Genomic DNA, 16,485 nt, shown 5'->3' on the forward strand with positions numbered 1-16,485 from the left:
CCCGGGTCCCGGCCGGCGCGCTACACTCGCGTCCGTGACCCGGCAGTTCCGGCTTCTTAGCGGGCCGTGCTGATCACCATGCGGTGAACGGCACGGCGACCCCTCCTGCGCGAGGGGTTTTTTCATGCCCAGCCCGCGACGAACCGGCAGACAAAGGTGGCGAAGACGAGATGAGCGAGGCAGCCGACACGACGGTGGTGCACGCGGCGGACGGTGCCGGAGACATCCCGCCGTACCGGTACACGGCCGCGATGGCGAACGAGATCGAGGCTCGGTGGCAGGACTACTGGGCCGAGAACGGCACGTTCCACGCGCCCAACCCGACCGGCCCGCTCGCCGACCCGAGCCACCCCCGCTTCGGTGCCGAGAAGCTGTACGTGATGGACATGTTCCCGTACCCGTCCGGGTCGGGGCTGCACGTCGGCCACCCGCTGGGCTACATCGGCACCGACTCCTACACCCGGTACAAGCGGATGACCGGGTACAACGTGCTGCACCCGATGGGCTTCGACGCGTTCGGGCTGCCCGCCGAGCAGTACGCGGTGCAGACCGGCACCCACCCGCGCACCACGACCGAGGCCAACGTCGAGCGGTACCGCTCGCAGCTGCGCCGGCTGGGCCTGGCCTACGACGACCGGCGCAGCTTCGCGACCACCGACGTCGACTTCTACCGCTGGACCCAGTGGATCTTCCTGCAGATCTTCAACTCCTGGTACGACCCGGCGCAGCGCAAGGCCCGCCCGATCGCCGACCTGATCGCGTCGTTCGAGGCGGGTTCCCGCCCGACGCCGGACGGCCGGCCGTGGGCGGAGCTGAGCGAGGTGGAGCGCCGCCGGATCATCGACGACCACCGGCTGGCGTACGTGGCCGAGGCCCCGGTCAACTGGTGCCCCGGCCTGGGCACCGCGCTGGCCGACGCCGAGGTCACCGCCGAGGGGCGCAGCGAGCGGGGCAACTTCCCGGTCTTCAAGCGCAACCTGCGGCAGTGGATGATGCGCATCACCGCCTACGGTGACCGGCTGCTGGCGGACCTGGACGGCCTGGACTGGCCGGAGAAGGTCAAGACCATGCAGCGCAACTGGATCGGCCGGTCGGTCGGCGCGCACGTCGACTTCCCGTTCGCCGGCGGGAACATCCGCGTCTTCACCACCCGGCCGGACACCCTGTTCGGCGCCACGTACATGGTGCTGGCGCCCGAGCACGCGGCCGTCGACGGCATCGTGCCGGAGACCTGGCCGGACGGCACCCGGCCGGCCTGGACCGGCGGGCACGCCACCCCGGCCGAGGCGGTCGCCGCCTACCGCCGTTTCGCGGCGTCGAAGTCGGACGTGGAGCGCCAGGCCGACGCCAAGGCGAAGACCGGCGTCTTCACCGGCGCGTACGCGACCAACCCGGTCAACGGCGCCAAGCTGCCGATCTTCATCGCCGACTACGTGCTGGCCGGCTACGGCACCGGCGCGATCATGGCGGTGCCCGGCCAGGACGAGCGCGACTGGGAGTTCGCCGAGGTCTTCGACCTGCCGATCATCCGGACGGTGCAGCCGACCGAGGGCTTCGACGGCAAGGCGTTCACCGGCGACGGTCCAGCCATCAATTCCGACTTCCTGAATGGGCTGGGTGTCACCGAGGCCAAGGCGAAGATCATCGAGTGGCTGGAGGCGAACGGCCACGGCACCGGCGCGGTCACGTACCGGCTGCGGGACTGGCTGTTCAGCCGGCAGCGGTACTGGGGCGAGCCGTTCCCGATCGTCTACGACGAGACCGGCCTGCCGATCGCGCTGCCCGAGTCGATGCTGCCGGTCGAGCTGCCCGAGGTCGACGACTTCTCACCGCGTACGTTCGACCCCGACGACGCCGACACCGACCCCGAGACCCCGCTGTCGCGGGTGCGCGACTGGGTCGAGGTCACCCTGGACCTGGGCGACGGGCCGAAGAAGTACTGGCGCGAGACCAACACCATGCCCCAGTGGGCCGGGTCGTCCTGGTACGAGCTGCGCTACCTGGACCCGAACAACGACAAGGCGCTGGTCGACCCGGAGAACGAGCGGTACTGGATGGGCCCGCGCGACGCGAACGACGTCGGCGGTGTCGACCTGTACGTCGGCGGCGTCGAGCACGCCGTGCTGCACCTGCTGTACGCCCGGTTCTGGCACAAGGTCCTGTACGACCTGGGCTACGTCAGCAGCCGGGAGCCGTTCCGGCAGCTGTTCAACCAGGGCTACATCCAGGCGTACGCCTACACCGACGCCCGGGGCGTGTACGTGCCCGCCGAGGAGGTCGTCGAGCGCGACGGCCGCTACTTCTGGAACGACCAGGAGGTCAACCGGGAGTACGGCAAGATGGGCAAGTCCCTGAAGAACGTCGTCACCCCGGACGAGATGTGCGAGCTGTACGGCGCCGACACCTTCCGGGTGTACGAGATGTCGATGGGGCCGCTGGACGTGTCCCGGCCGTGGGAGACGCGGGCCGTGATCGGCGCGCAGCGGTTCCTGCAGCGGGTGTGGCGGCTGGTCGTCGACGAGCAGACCGGGGCGACCCGCGTCGTCGACACCCCGACCGACGACGAGACGCGCCGGCTGCTGCACCGGGTGATCGCCGGTGTCCGCGAGGACATGGACGCGATGCGGTTCAATACGGCCGTCGCCAAGCTGATCGAGCTGACCAACCGGGCGACCACCGTCTCGTCGGACGGCGCTCCGCGGGAGGTCGCGGAGCCGCTGGTGCTGATGATGTCGCCGTTCGCGCCGCACGTCGCCGAGGAGTTGTGGCACCGGCTGGGCCACGAGGACACGATCGCGTACGCGCCGTTCCCGGAGGCCGACCCCGCCCTTCTGGTGGCTGCGAGCGTCACCTACCCGGTGCAGGTCAACGGCAAGGTACGCGGCCGGGTCGAAGTGCCCGCCGACGCTTCGCAGGATGCCGTGCGGGAGGCCGCGCTGGCCGAGGTGGCCGATCACCTGGCCGGCCGGGAACCGCGCAAGGTCATCGTCGTGCCCGGCCGGATGGTCAGCGTCGTCGTCTGAGTACGCCCGCGTCGCGGCGCGTCCAAGGTCCGCGCAGCCCGTAGCGCGTCCAGGCGCGTCGCGGCGCGTCCAAGATCCGCGCAGTGTGGCACATATTGCTGCCTCCACGACTGGAATAGCAGCAATGTTTCACACACTGCGCGGATCTTGGCGCGGGACGACGGAATGTCGGACCCCTGTGGCACTGTCGCGCCATGACTGAGAATCCATTCTCACAGTTCGATCGGTCGACCGCCGTCGCTGAGCAGGTCATCGGCGCGATCCGGCGGGACCAGTTCGACGATCCGACGCCCTGCACCGACTGGTCGGTGCGGCAGCTCATCAACCACCTGGTGACCGCCAACCTGACCTTCGTCAGCATCCTCACCGGCGGCCCGCGTCCCGACCCGGAACGCGATCACCTCGGCGGCGACCCGCTCGCCGCGTTCCGCGCCGCCACCCTCGAGGCACGAGCGGCGTTCGTGGTCGAGGGGGCGCTCGACCGCACGTATCCGACGCCGTTCGGTCAGCGGCCGGGCCCCCTACTGCTCACCATGCGGGTGGTCGACACGACGGTGCACGCGTGGGACCTGGCGAAGGCGACGGGGCAGTCCACCGACCTGGACCCTGAGCTGGCCGAGGTCGCGCTCAGCGCGCTACGGGCCGCCCTGCCGGCGGACCGGAGTGGCGGCACGCCGTTCGGCCCCGAGCAGCCGGCCCCTGCTGGTGCGACCGCGGCCGACCGGCTCGCCGCGTTCGCGGGACGCGCCGTCGGATAGGACCGATCATCAAGAAGGGGTGACCGCGCTCAGGCGCTCCTTGCGCAGCCGCTCCGGCCAGGTGTTGTCGACCGGAGCGAGCGCGCCGCCGACCGCCCACTGCAGCAGCAGGTCGGCCAGGGCGGGGTTGCGGGCGAGCGCCGGGCCGTGCGAGTACGTGCCGAGGATCCGGCCGCGCCATGCGCCCTCGGTCGTGCCGTCGTTGCCGATGCCTGCGGTGACCCGGGCGAGCGGGTGGGCCTCCGGGCCGAGGTGGGTGCGGCCGCCGTGGTTTTCGAAGCCGGTGAGGGGCGGCAGGCCCAGTCGGGCGTCGATGTCGCCGGCCAGCTCGCCGACGGCACGGCTCGGACCGCGGTCCGAGTGCAGGTCCAGCAGCCCGAGCCCGCTGTACTGAGTGCCCTTGGCGTAGAAGGACCGGCCGAGGAGCTGGTAGCCGGCGCAGACGGCGAAGACGACGGCGCCGCGGTTGGCGGCCCGGTGCAGGCCGCCGTCGGCGATCAACCGCTGGGCCGCGAGTGACTGCGGCCCGTCCTCCCCGCCGCCGAGCAGGTAGATGTCGCCGTCGGCGGGCAGCGGCCGGTCGGAGCGGACCTCGACGCACTCGACCGGCAGGCCCCGCAGGGCCGCCCGGTGCTCGAGGATCAGCAGGTTGCCCCGGTCACCGTACGTGGACAGCAGATCCGGGTAGACCCAGACCAGGCGCAGGTGGGACTCAGTTGACACGATCGAGCTCCGCTCGGATGTCCTGGAACGCGGTGTAGTTGGCGATGACTTCCAGCCGTCCGGGCGGCACCGCGGCCGCCGCCTGACGGAACGACGGGACGTGCTCGAACGGGATGCCGTTGACGGTCAGGCGGACGGCGAGGTCCATGGCCCGGTCGCCGGAGATCAGCACGCGACGGCCGCGCAGCGGCGAGAAGTCCACGTCGTACAGCCACGACGTGTCGAGGCCGTCGGGGTCGCGGGCGTTGATGGACAGCAGGGTGGGCACGTCGTCGGCCATGTCGAAGGCCTCCAGCCAGCCGGCCGGGTTCTTGGCCAGCAGCAGCCGGATCAGACGGCCGTCGCGCTCCACCATGGCGTACCGGCCGGCGACCGACTTCACCTCGGCCAGCCGGGGCAGGGCGTCCGCCACCCGTACGCCGAAGTGGGCCGCGACGGCGAGCGCGGTCGCCGCGTTGGCCCGGTTGACCCGGCCCGGCAGTTGCAGCTTGACCTCGTGGTACATCCCGGTCGGGTCCACCACGCCCTCGCGCTGGATCGTCCACTCCGGAACCGGCCGGTGCAGCGCGCAGCCGGTGCACCGCCAGACCTCTCCGATGCGTTCGATGGGGGAGCCGCACTCGGGGCACACCCACGAGTCGTCGTGCCAGCGCTGGCCGGCGGCGACCCAGGTGACGTGCTCGGCGGCCTGTGCCGCCCAGGTGACCATCGGGTCGTCGGCGTTGGCGACCACCTGAACGTCACGTGAGGCGAGGGTCTCGCGCCACAGCGCCGCCATCATGGCGACCTCTTTGGCCCGGTCGAGCTGGTCGCGGCTCAGGTTGAGCAGGGCCACCACGCGCGGCCGGGTCGCGTCCAGGACCTGGGGCAGGTAGTGCTCGTCGGTCTCGAGCACGGCGTACGGTGTCGGCCCGGCCTTGGCGAGCGCCGACGTGTGTCCCGTGGGCATGTTGGCGCCCAGGGCGTTCGAGGCGACGTCGCCGAGCACGCTCATCGCGGCGGTGGTGAGCCTTGTCGTCGTGGTCTTTCCGTTGGTGCCGGAGATCAGCACGATGTGGCGGCCGGCGGCCAGCTCGGAGAGCAGGTTCGGGTCGATCATGAGCCCGATCCGCCCGCCGATGACCGAACCGTCGCCGCGTCCGGTGACTCTCGACAGTGCGGCGGCGCTGCGCGTCGCCGACGTGGCGAGCTTGGCCCGCAGCGGCAGCTTCTTCGTCGTCATCTCGCTCTCACGGGGTCGGCGATACGGCCGGGGTCGGCGATACGGCGACCCTATCGTCCGTCCCGGCGGTGCGCCGTGCCGGGAGCCGGTGACGTGACGTCACCATCGCGTGTCGTACTCCGCCCGGCCGCCCGGCCGCCCGGCCGAGCCGAACCGCTCCACCTTCCTCCACCGTGCCCGCCGAACGGTGGCGGATCGGCGACACGCCAAGGATCAAAGGAACAAAATACTCTTATCGGTCGACCCATCACGGCACGATCGTGTCGGATTGGCGACCGGGTAGCTGATCTCGCGTGGTGCGCTCCACTCCGCCCCACCCTCCCTGAGCAGGCATTTTGCCGGGTCGGGTGCCACCATTCGCCGCGTTTTCACGTTGACGGTGGAGGGAAGTGGAGTAGAGTGGGGCACATTGGCGGAGCCGGGGGGCTCGGCCGGCCCCGGGGGGAAACCGCGGAGCGCGGGAGGGGGTGGAGGTCGTTTGTTTCTCGGCACCCACACTCCTCGCCTGGACGAAAAGGGCCGGTTGATCCTGCCGGCGAAGTTTCGGGATGAGTTGGCGGGAGGTGTCGTGATCACTAAAGGGCAGGAGCGGTGCCTTTACGTGTTTCCCGTCGCCGAGTTCGCCCGCATCGCCGACCAGCTGCGCGAGCAGCCGATGACGCACAAGGCCGCCCGGGCCTACAGCCGGGTGTTCTTCGCCAGCGCTCACGACGAGGTGCCCGACAAGCAGGGCCGGGTAACCATCCCGGCGCACCTGCGGGAGTACGCCGGGCTCGACCGCGAACTCGTCGTGATCGGCGCGAGCACCAGGGTGGAGATCTGGGACCGGCAAGCCTGGGACACCTACCTCGCCGAGAGCGAGGAGGACTTCGCCGGCATCGAAGAGGGGGTGTTGCCCGGCGGGCTGTGACCGACATCAGCAGTCCATAAGGGACATACACTCCGCACCGGTCGGGGCGTATCTCCAGATCTCCAGCCGCGAGTGCTCCTGGCTCTACTTCCCCAGTGCCAGGCGGACGAGCGGATGGGGATCTGGGGGTACGTCGGACCGGTCCGCGGGACTACCGCAGGTCTGATGGCGACCGCGAATCGCCATCAGACCTGAGGTTACGAGGGGGTCGAAATGGGGGAGCGGGGCATCCACGTACCCGTACTGCTCGAGCGGTGTCTCGAGCTGCTCTCCCCAGCCCTCAGCCGGCCGGGTGCGGTGCATGTCGATGCGACGCTCGGGCTCGGCGGTCACGCGGAAGCGGTACTTGAGGCCCATCCGCACGTCACGCTGGTCGGCCTGGACCGCGACCCCCAGGCTCTCGAGCTGGCGGGGCGGCGGCTCGAGAGGTTCGCCGGTCGTACGCGTCTCGTGCACGCCGTCTACGACGAGCTGCCCGAGGTGCTGGAGCGGCTGTCGATCGAGCGGGTGGACGGGATCCTCTTCGACCTCGGCGTCTCCTCGTTGCAGCTCGACGAGGCGGCCCGGGGATTCGCGTACGCGCAGGACGCCCCCCTGGACATGCGCATGGACCAGAGCCGGGGACTCACGGCCGAAGAGGTCGTCAACACGTACAGCGCCGGCGAGCTGACCCGGATTCTTCGGGTATATGGCGAAGAGAGATTTGCGTCACGGATTGCGGCGGCCATCGTTAGGGAACGGGCGAAGGCGCCACTCACGTCTTCGGCGCGACTGGCCGAGCTGGTCCGGGACGCCATCCCGGCGCCGGCGCGGCGGACCGGTGGACATCCTGCGAAGCGCACGTTCCAGGCGCTGCGCATCGAGGTCAACCAGGAGCTGGCGGCGCTCGAACGGGCTCTGCCGGCCGCGCTCGACGCGCTCGCTCCCGGCGGCCGGGTGGTGGTGATGTCCTACCACTCGCTGGAGGACCGGTTGGTGAAGCGGGAGCTGACGGCGCGTAGCAGGTCGACCGCGCCGGTCGACCTGCCGATCGAACTACCGGGTACGGAGCCGACCTTCCGGCTCCTGACCCGGGGAGCACAGCCGCCGGACGAGGCGGAGGTGGAGGCGAATCCGCGCGCGGCTTCGGTGAAGCTGCGCGCGGCGGAGAAGGTGGACCCGGCCGCGCCGGGACCGCCGCAGTACGAAGCAGGGGCTGGACCACGGGGGAAGGGCGGAGGTCGGCGGCCGGGGCGGGAACCCCGGCCGCCGCGCCGGCCGACGGCAATGCATCAGCCCGGTACGCCGACCGCGAATCGGCGCGCCGGGGAACGGAACGGACGGTCCGCATCGGATCAGGACTGAGGACCGTCCATTTACGCAACCAAAAGTTGCGAAAAGGGGTGAAACTGTATGACGACAGCACTGCCGTACCGGCGGCAGCAGGTTACACCGCGGTCGGGGGGCCGGATCGCGGGGGATCGGCGTGCGGCCATGGAGCGGGAGTACGGCAGCGGAGCGCCGCTGACGGTCGGTAACACGGCGCTGGCGCCGGAGCCGGACAGCGGGGCGACCGCGAACCGCCCCACGATTCCGCGCCTCCGGGTGGCGCCGCCCGCGCCGGTCAGCGCGCCGAAGGCGCCCTTCGTGGCCGGCGTTCTGGCGGTCGTGATCGCGGGCGTCGTGGGCATCCTCGTACTCAACACGAAGATCAACGAGAATGCGTTCCGGCTGGAGGCGCTCCAGCAGCAGCAGGGCAAGCTCGACCGGACCGAGGCGCAGCTGACCCAGGATCTCGCCGACAAGGAGTCGCCGACCAGCCTAGCGGCGGCCGCCCGGCGGCTCGGCCTGGTGCCCGCCGGTAGCCCGGCGTTCATCACGCTGCCCGATGGCAAGGTCCTGACCGTGCCGCAGCCCGCCTCGGGGCAGCAGAGCACCTCGGCGACGCACAACGGCGCAGCCGGCCAGACCCGGCGGTAACCCATGCCGCCCCGCCCAACCGACCCGCGTCGCGGCACCCGCGGCGGCGTCACCGATCCGGACCTCGATCCGGCGGGGGCGTCGCCGCGGGGCGGCGCTGAGCACGGAACCGGCCGGAGCCGCTCGGGCATAGGCGACGCCCGGCGCTACACGCCACGCGGTCGCAGCCTCCGGGAGGCCGACGCGGAGCGGGGTCAGCGCCGGGGCGGTGACCCGTTCCGGCCCGCGTTGAAGGTGGTGCAGGGCGGGGCGGACGAGCCGGCGCGCCGGGGCGGTCGCGCCGGGGCGGCACGTGCCCAGGACCGGGCGCCCATCGACCGGACCGGGCGGGACCGGGCGGCTGCCGACGGCGCGCCCGAACCGGCGCCGCGGGCACGGCGTACCCCGCCCGCGGACCCGGTGGCCGGTCGCCGGATGGGTCAGGGCAGGGGCGCCGGGGCGGGCGGCGCCCGTACCGGTGGCCGGAGCGCCGCCGGCAACAGGATCCCGACCAGGAGCCGGATCGCGCAGGGCGCGGGCCGCGGCGGGCCGGGGAAGCCGGTCCGGCGGCCGAAGCGTCAGGTGGCGCTGCCCGAGCCGCGCCGGCGGCTACGCCTGGCGAGCGTGCTCATGCTCGCCCTGTTCGTCGTCATCGGTGGCCGGCTGGTGGAGCTCCAGCTCATCGACGCGAAGGCGTACGCGGCGACGGCGCTGGTCAACCGCATCCAGACCGTGGCGCTGCCCGCACCCCGCGGCGCCATCTACGACCGCGATCGCAAGATCCTCGTGCACAGCGTGGAGGCCCGGCTCGTCTACGCCGACCCCGGCATGGTCAAAGATCCGCAGGCCGCGGCGCGGCAACTGGCGCCGCTGCTGGCCAAGCCGGTCTCGGAACTGCTGCCCAAGCTGGCCAAGCACACCTTCAAGAACGGCACGCCGGTCCGCTTCGAGTACCTCGCGCGGGGCGTCGACGTCGCGGTCGGTGACAAGGTCAATGCGTTGAACCTCCCCGGCGTACGGGTCGAGTACGACGAGCGCCGGGACGTCCCGGGCCACGACCTCGCCGCGAACCTCCTCGGCTTCACCAACTACGACCTGACGGGCGTCACCGGCATCGAGGCCGGCTACAACAAGGTCCTGCAGGGGATCCCCGGCGAGCGGAAGTTCGAGGTCGGCGGCGGTGACGTGGCCGCCGAGATCCCGGGCGGGTACAACGACGAGAAGCCGGCGAAGCCCGGCTCATCGGTGCAGCTCACCATCAACAGCGATCTGCAGTACCACGTGCAGACCGTCCTGTCGCAGCAGATGCAGAAGGTGAAGGCGGACTTCGGCTCGGCGGTGGTACTCGACGTGCACACCGGCGAGGTGCTGGCGCAGGCCAGCTACCCGGGCTACGACGCGGCGGAGCCGGCGAACGCGACCGCGAAGCAGTTGCGGGACGCCAACACGGACCTCGTCGTCGACCCGGGGTCGGTGATGAAAGCGGTCACCATCGGGGCCGCGCTGCAGGAGGGCGTGGTCAAGCCCGACAGCACCGTCACGATCGGGCCCGCGATCCGCAAGGGCGACACCACCTTCGCGGACACCCACCCGCTGCCCCAGGGGACCAGGATCACGCTGCCCGGCATCTTCGCGTACTCGTCGAATGTCGGCGCGATCACGGTCGGCGACCAGTTGGGCGCGCAGAAGCTGTACGAGTACCAGCAGAAGTTCGGCCTCGGCCAGGCGACCGGCGAGGGGCTGCCCGGCGAGTCACCGGGCCTGATCCAGCCGCCGAAGAACTGGAGCGGCTCCAGCTACGGTTCCATTCCGATCGGCGACGGCATCTCCACCACGCCGCTGCAGATGGCCGCCGCGTACGCGGCGATCGCCAACGGCGGCGTGTGGGTACAGCCGCATCTGGTGAAGGACACCATCACGCCGGACGGCACCGTCACCCCGGCGCCCGCGCCGCGGACCCACCGGGTGCTGTCGACGCAGGTCGCCGACGAACTCCGGCAGATGATGGAGGCCGTGGTCACCGTGCCCGGCGCGACCGGGCACAAGGCGGCCGTCCCGGGCTACCGGGTGGCGGGCAAGACCGGTACGGGCAAGTTCGTCATGCCGAACGGCAAGTACGACTCCCACGACGTGGCCTCGTTCATCGGGATGGCGCCGGCCGAAGCGCCGCGTTACGTCATCGCCGTGTTCGCCCACGCGACCGGCAACGGCGGCGACGTCTCCGCGCCCGCGTTCTCCGACATGATGGGCTTCACCCTCGCGCAGAACCACGTCCCGCCGAGCAGCACGGCGCCGCCGTCGTTCCAGGTGACCCGCTGAGGTGGACGCTGACGTGACCCGCCTTCCCCGACCGACTGAAACCACAACGGGTAGGGTCTAGCTCCGTGCCCGGCTACCCCCGTCCCCTCGCCGTGCCGGCGACCCCGCTACCTGAGCTGGGGGCGCTGCTGTCGGCTTCCGTCGATGCCGCCACCGACGTCACCGTCACCGGGATCACCCACGCCAGCGGCGAGGTGCGCCCCGGTGACCTGTACGCCGCGCTGCCCGGCGCCAATCGGCACGGCGCCGAGTTCATCGCCGCCGCCGCGGCAGCCGGTGCGGTGGCCGTCCTCACCGACCCGGCCGGTGCCGACCGGGCGGCGGCCGCGGGGCTGCCCGCGCTGGTCGTCGCCGACCCACGCGCGGTGCTCGGCGTCGCCGCCGCGCGCGTCTACGGCGACCCGAGCCGGCGGCTCGCGGTCATCGGGATCACCGGTACGGCGGGCAAGACCTCGACGGCGTACCTCGTCGAGTCCGGCCTCCGGGCCGCCGGCCGGACCACCGGGCTGATCGGCACCGTCGAGACCCGGCTCGGTGACCTCGTCATCAGCAGCGCCCGCACCACGCCGGAAGCGACGGATCTACATGCCTGCCTGGCCGTCGCCGTGGAGCGGGGCGTCGACGCGGTCGTCATGGAGGTGTCCAGCCACGCGCTGGCGCTCGGCCGGGTGGGCGGCGTCCACTTCGCCGTCGGCGGCTTCACCAACCTGGGCCTGGACCATCTGGACTTCCACCGTGACGTCGAGGACTACTTCGCGGCCAAGGCGAAGCTGTTCGACGGCCGGTGCGCCGTCGAGATCGTCAACATCGACGACGAGTACGGCCGGCGCCTCGTCCGGCCCGGCACCGTGACGTACGCGGTCTCGCACGGCGACTGGCACGCCTCCGACCTCACCGACCTGGGCTTCGCGCAGCGCTTCGTGGCGCACGGGCCCGGCGGGATCGCCGTCGACGCGGGCGTCGCCCTGCCCGGGCGGCACTCCGTCGCGAACGCGCTGCTGGCCATCGCGTCGCTCTCCGCTGTCGGCATCGAGCCGGCCGTGGCGGCCCGTGGCGTGGCCGACTGCCCCGGCACGCCCGGCCGGCTGGAGCGCGTGGCGGCGCCCGGGCCGGTACTCGGGATCGTCGACTACGCGCACAAGCCGGACTCGGTCGCGCAGGTGCTCGCCGCGCTGCGGGGTCGAGGCAGGCTGATCTGCGTGATCGGCGCCGGCGGTGACCGCGACCGGTCGAAACGGCCGCTGATGGGAGCGATCGCCGCCCGGGGCGCGGACGTGGTCATCGTCACCGATGACAACCCGCGTACCGAGGACCCCGCGGCGATCCGCGCCGAGGTGCTGGCCGGCGCGCGTGACGCCGCGGACGGGACGATCGCCCTTGTAGAGGTGGCGGGTCGGCGCGCGGCGATCGGGGAGGCGGTGCGGCTGGCGGCCGCCGGTGACGTGATCGCGCTGCTCGGCAAGGGGCACGAGCGCGGACAGGAGGTGGGTGGCGAGGTGTACCCGTTCGACGACCGTGACGAGCTGGCGAAGGCGCTGACCGCGAGGTTCGGCCCGGTACCCGCCGAGGCGGTTACGGATCAGCGGCCGGCTCCGGCGGGAGGCGCCCGGTGATCCCGCTGACCCTGGCCGAGATCGCCGAGGCCACCGGCGCGGAGCTGGCCGGCGCCGACCCCGCGGCGCGGGTGACCGGATCGGTCGAGTTCGACTCGCGCCGGGTCGGACCGGGCGGGCTCTTCGTCGCGTTCGCCGGCGAGAAGGTCGACGGCCACGACTACGGCGCGACGGCGATGGCCGCCGGCGCCGTCGCGGTGCTCGGCACCCGCCCGGTCGAGGGCGTACCGACGCTCGTCGTCGGCGACGCGCTGGACGCGCTCGGCCGGCTCGCCCGCGCCGTGCGCGACCGGCTGCCCCGGCTGACCGTCGTCGGCATCACCGGATCGTCCGGCAAGACCACCACCAAGGACCTGATCTCGCAGCTGCTGGCCCGCCTCGGCGAGGTGGTCGCACCGGCCGGCAACTTCAACAACGAGCTGGGCCTGCCCCACACCGTGCTCAAGGCCACTCCGGACACCCGGTACCTGGTGCTCGAGATGGGCGCGCGCGGCGTCGGGCACATCCGGTACCTGTGCGACATCGCCCGCCCCGACATCGGGGTGGAGGTCAACGTCGGCGAGGCGCACCTGGGCGAGTTCGGCTCGGTCGAGCGCATCGCGGCGGCGAAGTCCGAGCTCGTCGCGTCGCTGTCGGCCGACGGCCTGGCCGTGCTCAACGCCGACGACGCCCGGGTACGGGCCATGGCGACGGTCACGCCCGGGCGCGTGCTGCTCGCGGGGGAGGCCGCCGACGCGGACCTGCGGGCCGAGGACGTGGTCGTCGACGCGCGGGGCCGGGCGTCGTACCAGCTGGTCGCCGGCGCCGAGCGGGCCGCCGTGCGGCTCGCGGTCACCGGCCGGCACCAGGTCGGCAACACGCTGCTCGCCGCCGCCGTGGCGACCTCGCTCGGCATGTCCGTGTCCGACGCGGCCGCCGCGCTGAGCGAGGCCGGGCTCGTGTCGAGCCGGCGCATGGATGTGTTCGACCGCGCCGACGGGGTGACGGTCATCGACGACTCGTACAACGCCAACCCGTCGTCGACCGCGGCCGCGCTGCGGGCGCTGGCCGAGCTGGGCCGGGGCCGGCGCACCATCGCGGTGCTCGGCTACATGGCGGAGCTGGGCGAGTACGAGCGTGCCGGGCACGAGGAGGTTGGACGGCTGGCCGCCGAGCTGGGCGTCGACCTGCTGGTGGCGGTGGGTGACCAGGCCGCGCCGATCCTCACCGGCGCGGAGGCGAATGCGAATTGGGGAGGGAAGTCTGTGCTCGTGATCGACCAGGACGCCGCGATCGCGGTCCTGCGCGACGAGCTGCGATCGGGTGACGTGGTCCTGTGCAAGGGGTCGCGCTACCGCACCTGGGACGTCGTCGACGCCCTCCGTGAGACGGCCGAGGTACAAGCGTGAGGGCTGTCATCGTCGCGGCGTTCGCGGCGTTCATCCTGTCGATCCTGCTCACCCCGATCGCCATCAAGGTCTTCACCCGTATGCGGGCCGACCAGCCGATCCGGGCCGAAGGAAAGGTCCCGCCCCACCTGGCGAAGAAGGGCACCCCGACGATGGGCGGGGTGGCGTTCATCATCGCCACGATCATCGCGTACATCGCCGGCCATCTCGTGCTGAGCACGCTGCCGGACGAGCAGTTGCGGTGGACGCCGGCGCGGCCGACGACCACCGGGGTCGTGCTGCTCGGCCTGTTCGTCTGCACCGGCGCGGTCGGCTTCATCGACGACTATCTGAAGGTCAGCAAGAAGAACAGCCTGGGGCTCAACAAGCGCGGCAAGCTCATCGGCCAGGCGCTGGTCGGCGCCGTCTTCGGCGTGGTCGCGCTGTACTTCCCGCGGACCTTCATCGACAACACCAGTCAGACCAGGCACATCACCGTCGGCAGCGAGTACCTGTCGTTCGTCAAGAACATCTACTGGCTGCAGATCGGCAAGTTCGGCGCGGTCCTGCTGTTCATCTTCGTCGTGATGTCGATGTCGAACGCGGTCAACCTGACCGACGGCCTCGACGGCCTGGCGACCGGGGCGTCCATCATGGTGATCGGCGCCTACGCGATCATCGGGTTCTGGCAGTACCGGCACTGGTGCGTCGACCCGGACTACGGGTACCTCGCCAAGTACTGCTACGAGTCGAGGGACCCCTTGGAAGTCGCCATGATTGCCGCCGCCGCGGCCGGCGCACTGGCGGGGTTCCTGTGGTGGAACACGTCCCCGGCCCGCATCTTCATGGGTGACACGGGCGCGCTCGCGCTCGGCTCGCTCATCGCCGGCCTGGCGTACTCGACCAACACCGTGCTGCTCGTGCCCATTCTGGGGCTGCTGTTCGTCATCATCACGATCACGTGGGTGATGCAGATCGGGTCGTTCCGGCTGACCGGCCGGCGCATCTTCCGGATGGTGCCGTTGCAGCACCACTTCGAGCTGGCCGGCTGGAGCGAGGTCAACATCGTGGTCCGCTTCTGGATCATCGCTGGGCTCGGGGTGGCCATCGGCATCGGCCTGTTCTACGCCGACTTCCTGCGGGTCGTGACCAAGGGAGCGATCGGGTGAGCGACGACGGCATCGGGTACGCGGGCCGCCGCGTCCTTGTCGCCGGTACCGGCGTCGCGGGCGCCGCGGCGGCGCGGGTGCTGATCGCGGCGGGCGCCGAGGTGACCGTCGTGGACCGGGCCGACGGGCCGGTCCTGGCGCAACTGCGCGACCTCGGCGCGAAGACCGTGGTGGGCGACGGCGTGGCGGAGCTCACCGGGGTGACCGACGTCGTCGTCTCGCCCGGCTTCCCGCCGCACCACCCCCTCGCGACGGCGGCGACGGCCGCCGGGCTCGACGTGTACAGCGAGCCGGAGCTGGCCTGGCGGCTGCGCGGCCCGGACGCGCCGCAGTGGCTCGCGGTGACCGGCACCAACGGCAAGACCACGACCACCACGATGCTGGCGGCGATCCTCGCCGCGGCGGGCCGGCGCACGGCCGCGCTGGGCAACATCGGCGAGCCGCTGGTGTTCGCCACGAGCGGCTACGACGTGCTCGCGGTGGAGCTGTCGAGCCAGCAGCTGCACTGGTCGTCGACCATGGCCCCGCAGGCGGGCGCGCTGCTCAATCTCGCCGACGACCACCTTGACTGGCACGGCGGTTTCGACGCGTACGTCGAGGCGAAGGCGGCCATCTGGCGCTCGGCCCCGGCCGGCGGGGTGGCGGTCGGCAACCTCGACGACCCGCGGGTGGCGGCGCTGCTGTCCCGGGTGGAGGGGCGGCGGGTCGGCTTCACGCTCGGCGAGCCGGGGCCCGGTCAGCTCGGCGTCGTCGACGGCTACCTGGTCCACGACGGGGTGCAGCTCACCCCGATCGACGGCATCCGCCCACCGGGCGCGCACAACGTCGCCAACGCCCTGGCCGCGGCGGCGCTGGCCCGCGCGTACGGGGTGGACGCGGCGGCCGTCCACGCCGGGCTCGCCGGTTACGAGCCGCAGGCCCACCGCAACGCGCACGTCGCCACCGTCGACGGCGTCGCCTACGTCGACGACAGCAAGGCCACCAACCCCCACGCGGCGCTGGCCGCGCTCAACGCGTACCCACGGGTGGTCTGGATCGCGGGCGGCCAGCTCAAGGGCGTGGACGTCGCCGACCTGGTCGCGGCCGTCGCGGATCGGCTCGTCGGCGCGGTGCTGCTCGGTGTGGACCGCGCCGAGATCGCCACGGCGCTGGCGCGACACGCCCCGTCGGTACCCGTGGTCGAGGTCGCCAGGGCCGATGATGGGGCGATGGACGACGTCGTACGCGCCGCGGCGGCGCTCGCGCGCCCGGGCGACACCGTCCTGCTCTCGCCGGCAGCGGCGTCGCGGGACATGTTCGTCAGCTACGCCGAGCGCGGGGAGGCTTTCGCCGCCGCGGTCCGCACGTTGCCGACCGCGGACGGCTGACGCCCGGGTGCTACCGATCGACGAGACCGAGGGGGTGGCGTGACGACCGACACGACCGTCCGGGACTCAGACCGTC

At 72.0% G+C, this 16,485-nt stretch carries 12 protein-coding genes; 10 read left to right on the forward strand and 2 right to left on the reverse strand.

The window, feature by feature from the left end:
* The first annotated feature begins 170 nt into the window (after positions 1 to 170).
* Complete coding sequence (leuS, locus tag HC031_RS08625) at positions 171 to 3,023, forward strand: leucine--tRNA ligase (RefSeq protein WP_167924671.1); 2,853 nt, start codon at positions 171 to 173, stop codon at positions 3,021 to 3,023.
* A gap of 194 nt (positions 3,024 to 3,217) precedes the next feature.
* A complete protein-coding gene (locus HC031_RS08630; RefSeq protein ID WP_167924672.1) occupies positions 3,218 to 3,781 on the forward strand; it encodes a TIGR03086 family metal-binding protein in 564 nt (187 codons plus the stop codon).
* Positions 3,782 to 3,790: 9 nt separating this feature from the next.
* Here the strand turns inward: HC031_RS08630 and HC031_RS08635 are convergent, their stop codons facing one another.
* Both HC031_RS08635 and HC031_RS08640 read right to left on the reverse strand, forming a co-directional pair.
* A complete protein-coding gene (locus HC031_RS08635) occupies positions 3,791 to 4,504 on the reverse strand; it encodes a glutamine amidotransferase (RefSeq protein ID WP_167924673.1) in 714 nt (237 codons plus the stop codon).
* Positions 4,494 to 5,726, reverse strand: coding sequence for a MurT ligase domain-containing protein (locus HC031_RS08640; RefSeq protein WP_205862454.1), 1,233 nt, complete (start codon positions 5,724 to 5,726; stop codon positions 4,494 to 4,496). The genes HC031_RS08635 and HC031_RS08640 overlap by 11 nt, the downstream gene beginning before the upstream one ends.
* A gap of 478 nt (positions 5,727 to 6,204) precedes the next feature.
* Here HC031_RS08640 and mraZ point away from each other — a divergent pair, with 478 nt between their 5' ends.
* The 8 genes from mraZ to murD all read left to right on the forward strand — a co-directional run bounded on the left by mraZ (position 6,205) and on the right by murD (position 16,409).
* Positions 6,205 to 6,636, forward strand: a complete 432-nt coding sequence (gene mraZ / locus HC031_RS08645) for a division/cell wall cluster transcriptional repressor MraZ (protein WP_167924674.1) — start codon at positions 6,205 to 6,207, stop codon at positions 6,634 to 6,636.
* 213 nt (positions 6,637 to 6,849) lie between these two features.
* Positions 6,850 to 7,980 carry a 16S rRNA (cytosine(1402)-N(4))-methyltransferase RsmH gene (gene rsmH, locus HC031_RS08650; RefSeq protein ID WP_167924675.1) on the forward strand — a complete coding sequence of 377 codons (1,131 nt, stop codon included), beginning with the start codon at positions 6,850 to 6,852 and terminating at the stop codon, positions 7,978 to 7,980.
* 48 nt (positions 7,981 to 8,028) lie between these two features.
* Complete coding sequence (gene ftsL, locus HC031_RS08655; protein WP_167924676.1) at positions 8,029 to 8,595, forward strand: cell division protein FtsL; 567 nt, start codon at positions 8,029 to 8,031, stop codon at positions 8,593 to 8,595.
* 3 nt (positions 8,596 to 8,598) lie between these two features.
* A complete protein-coding gene (locus tag HC031_RS08660) occupies positions 8,599 to 10,893 on the forward strand; it encodes a peptidoglycan D,D-transpeptidase FtsI family protein (RefSeq protein ID WP_167924677.1) in 2,295 nt (764 codons plus the stop codon).
* A gap of 65 nt (positions 10,894 to 10,958) precedes the next feature.
* Positions 10,959 to 12,506: a UDP-N-acetylmuramoyl-L-alanyl-D-glutamate--2,6-diaminopimelate ligase gene (locus HC031_RS08665; RefSeq protein ID WP_167924678.1), complete on the forward strand. Its 1,548-nt coding sequence runs from the start codon at positions 10,959 to 10,961 to the stop codon at positions 12,504 to 12,506.
* Positions 12,503 to 13,894, forward strand: a complete 1,392-nt coding sequence (locus HC031_RS08670; RefSeq protein WP_167924679.1) for a UDP-N-acetylmuramoyl-tripeptide--D-alanyl-D-alanine ligase — start codon at positions 12,503 to 12,505, stop codon at positions 13,892 to 13,894. The genes HC031_RS08665 and HC031_RS08670 overlap by 4 nt, the downstream gene beginning before the upstream one ends.
* A complete protein-coding gene (gene mraY, locus HC031_RS08675) occupies positions 13,891 to 15,042 on the forward strand; it encodes a phospho-N-acetylmuramoyl-pentapeptide-transferase (protein WP_167924680.1) in 1,152 nt (383 codons plus the stop codon). The genes HC031_RS08670 and mraY overlap by 4 nt, the downstream gene beginning before the upstream one ends.
* Positions 15,039 to 16,409, forward strand: coding sequence for a UDP-N-acetylmuramoyl-L-alanine--D-glutamate ligase (murD, locus tag HC031_RS08680; protein WP_338090547.1), 1,371 nt, complete (start codon positions 15,039 to 15,041; stop codon positions 16,407 to 16,409). Before mraY ends, murD begins: the two co-directional genes overlap by 4 nt.
* Positions 16,410 to 16,485: the final 76 nt, after the last annotated feature.

The organism is Planosporangium thailandense, from assembly GCF_011947195.1.
Classification (GTDB): domain Bacteria; phylum Actinomycetota; class Actinomycetes; order Mycobacteriales; family Micromonosporaceae; genus Planosporangium; species Planosporangium thailandense.

Coding starts and splice junctions, on each gene's coding strand:
- leuS (WP_167924671.1), top strand. CDS start 171: ATGAGCGAGGCAGCCGACACGACGGTGGTGCACGCGGCGGACGGTGCC.
- HC031_RS08630 (WP_167924672.1), top strand. CDS start 3,218: ATGACTGAGAATCCATTCTCACAGTTCGATCGGTCGACCGCCGTCGCT.
- HC031_RS08640 (WP_205862454.1), bottom strand. CDS start 5,726: ATGACGACGAAGAAGCTGCCGCTGCGGGCCAAGCTCGCCACGTCGGCG.
- rsmH (WP_167924675.1), top strand. CDS start 6,850: ATGGGGGAGCGGGGCATCCACGTACCCGTACTGCTCGAGCGGTGTCTC.
- ftsL (WP_167924676.1), top strand. CDS start 8,029: ATGACGACAGCACTGCCGTACCGGCGGCAGCAGGTTACACCGCGGTCG.
- HC031_RS08660 (WP_167924677.1), top strand. CDS start 8,599: ATGCCGCCCCGCCCAACCGACCCGCGTCGCGGCACCCGCGGCGGCGTC.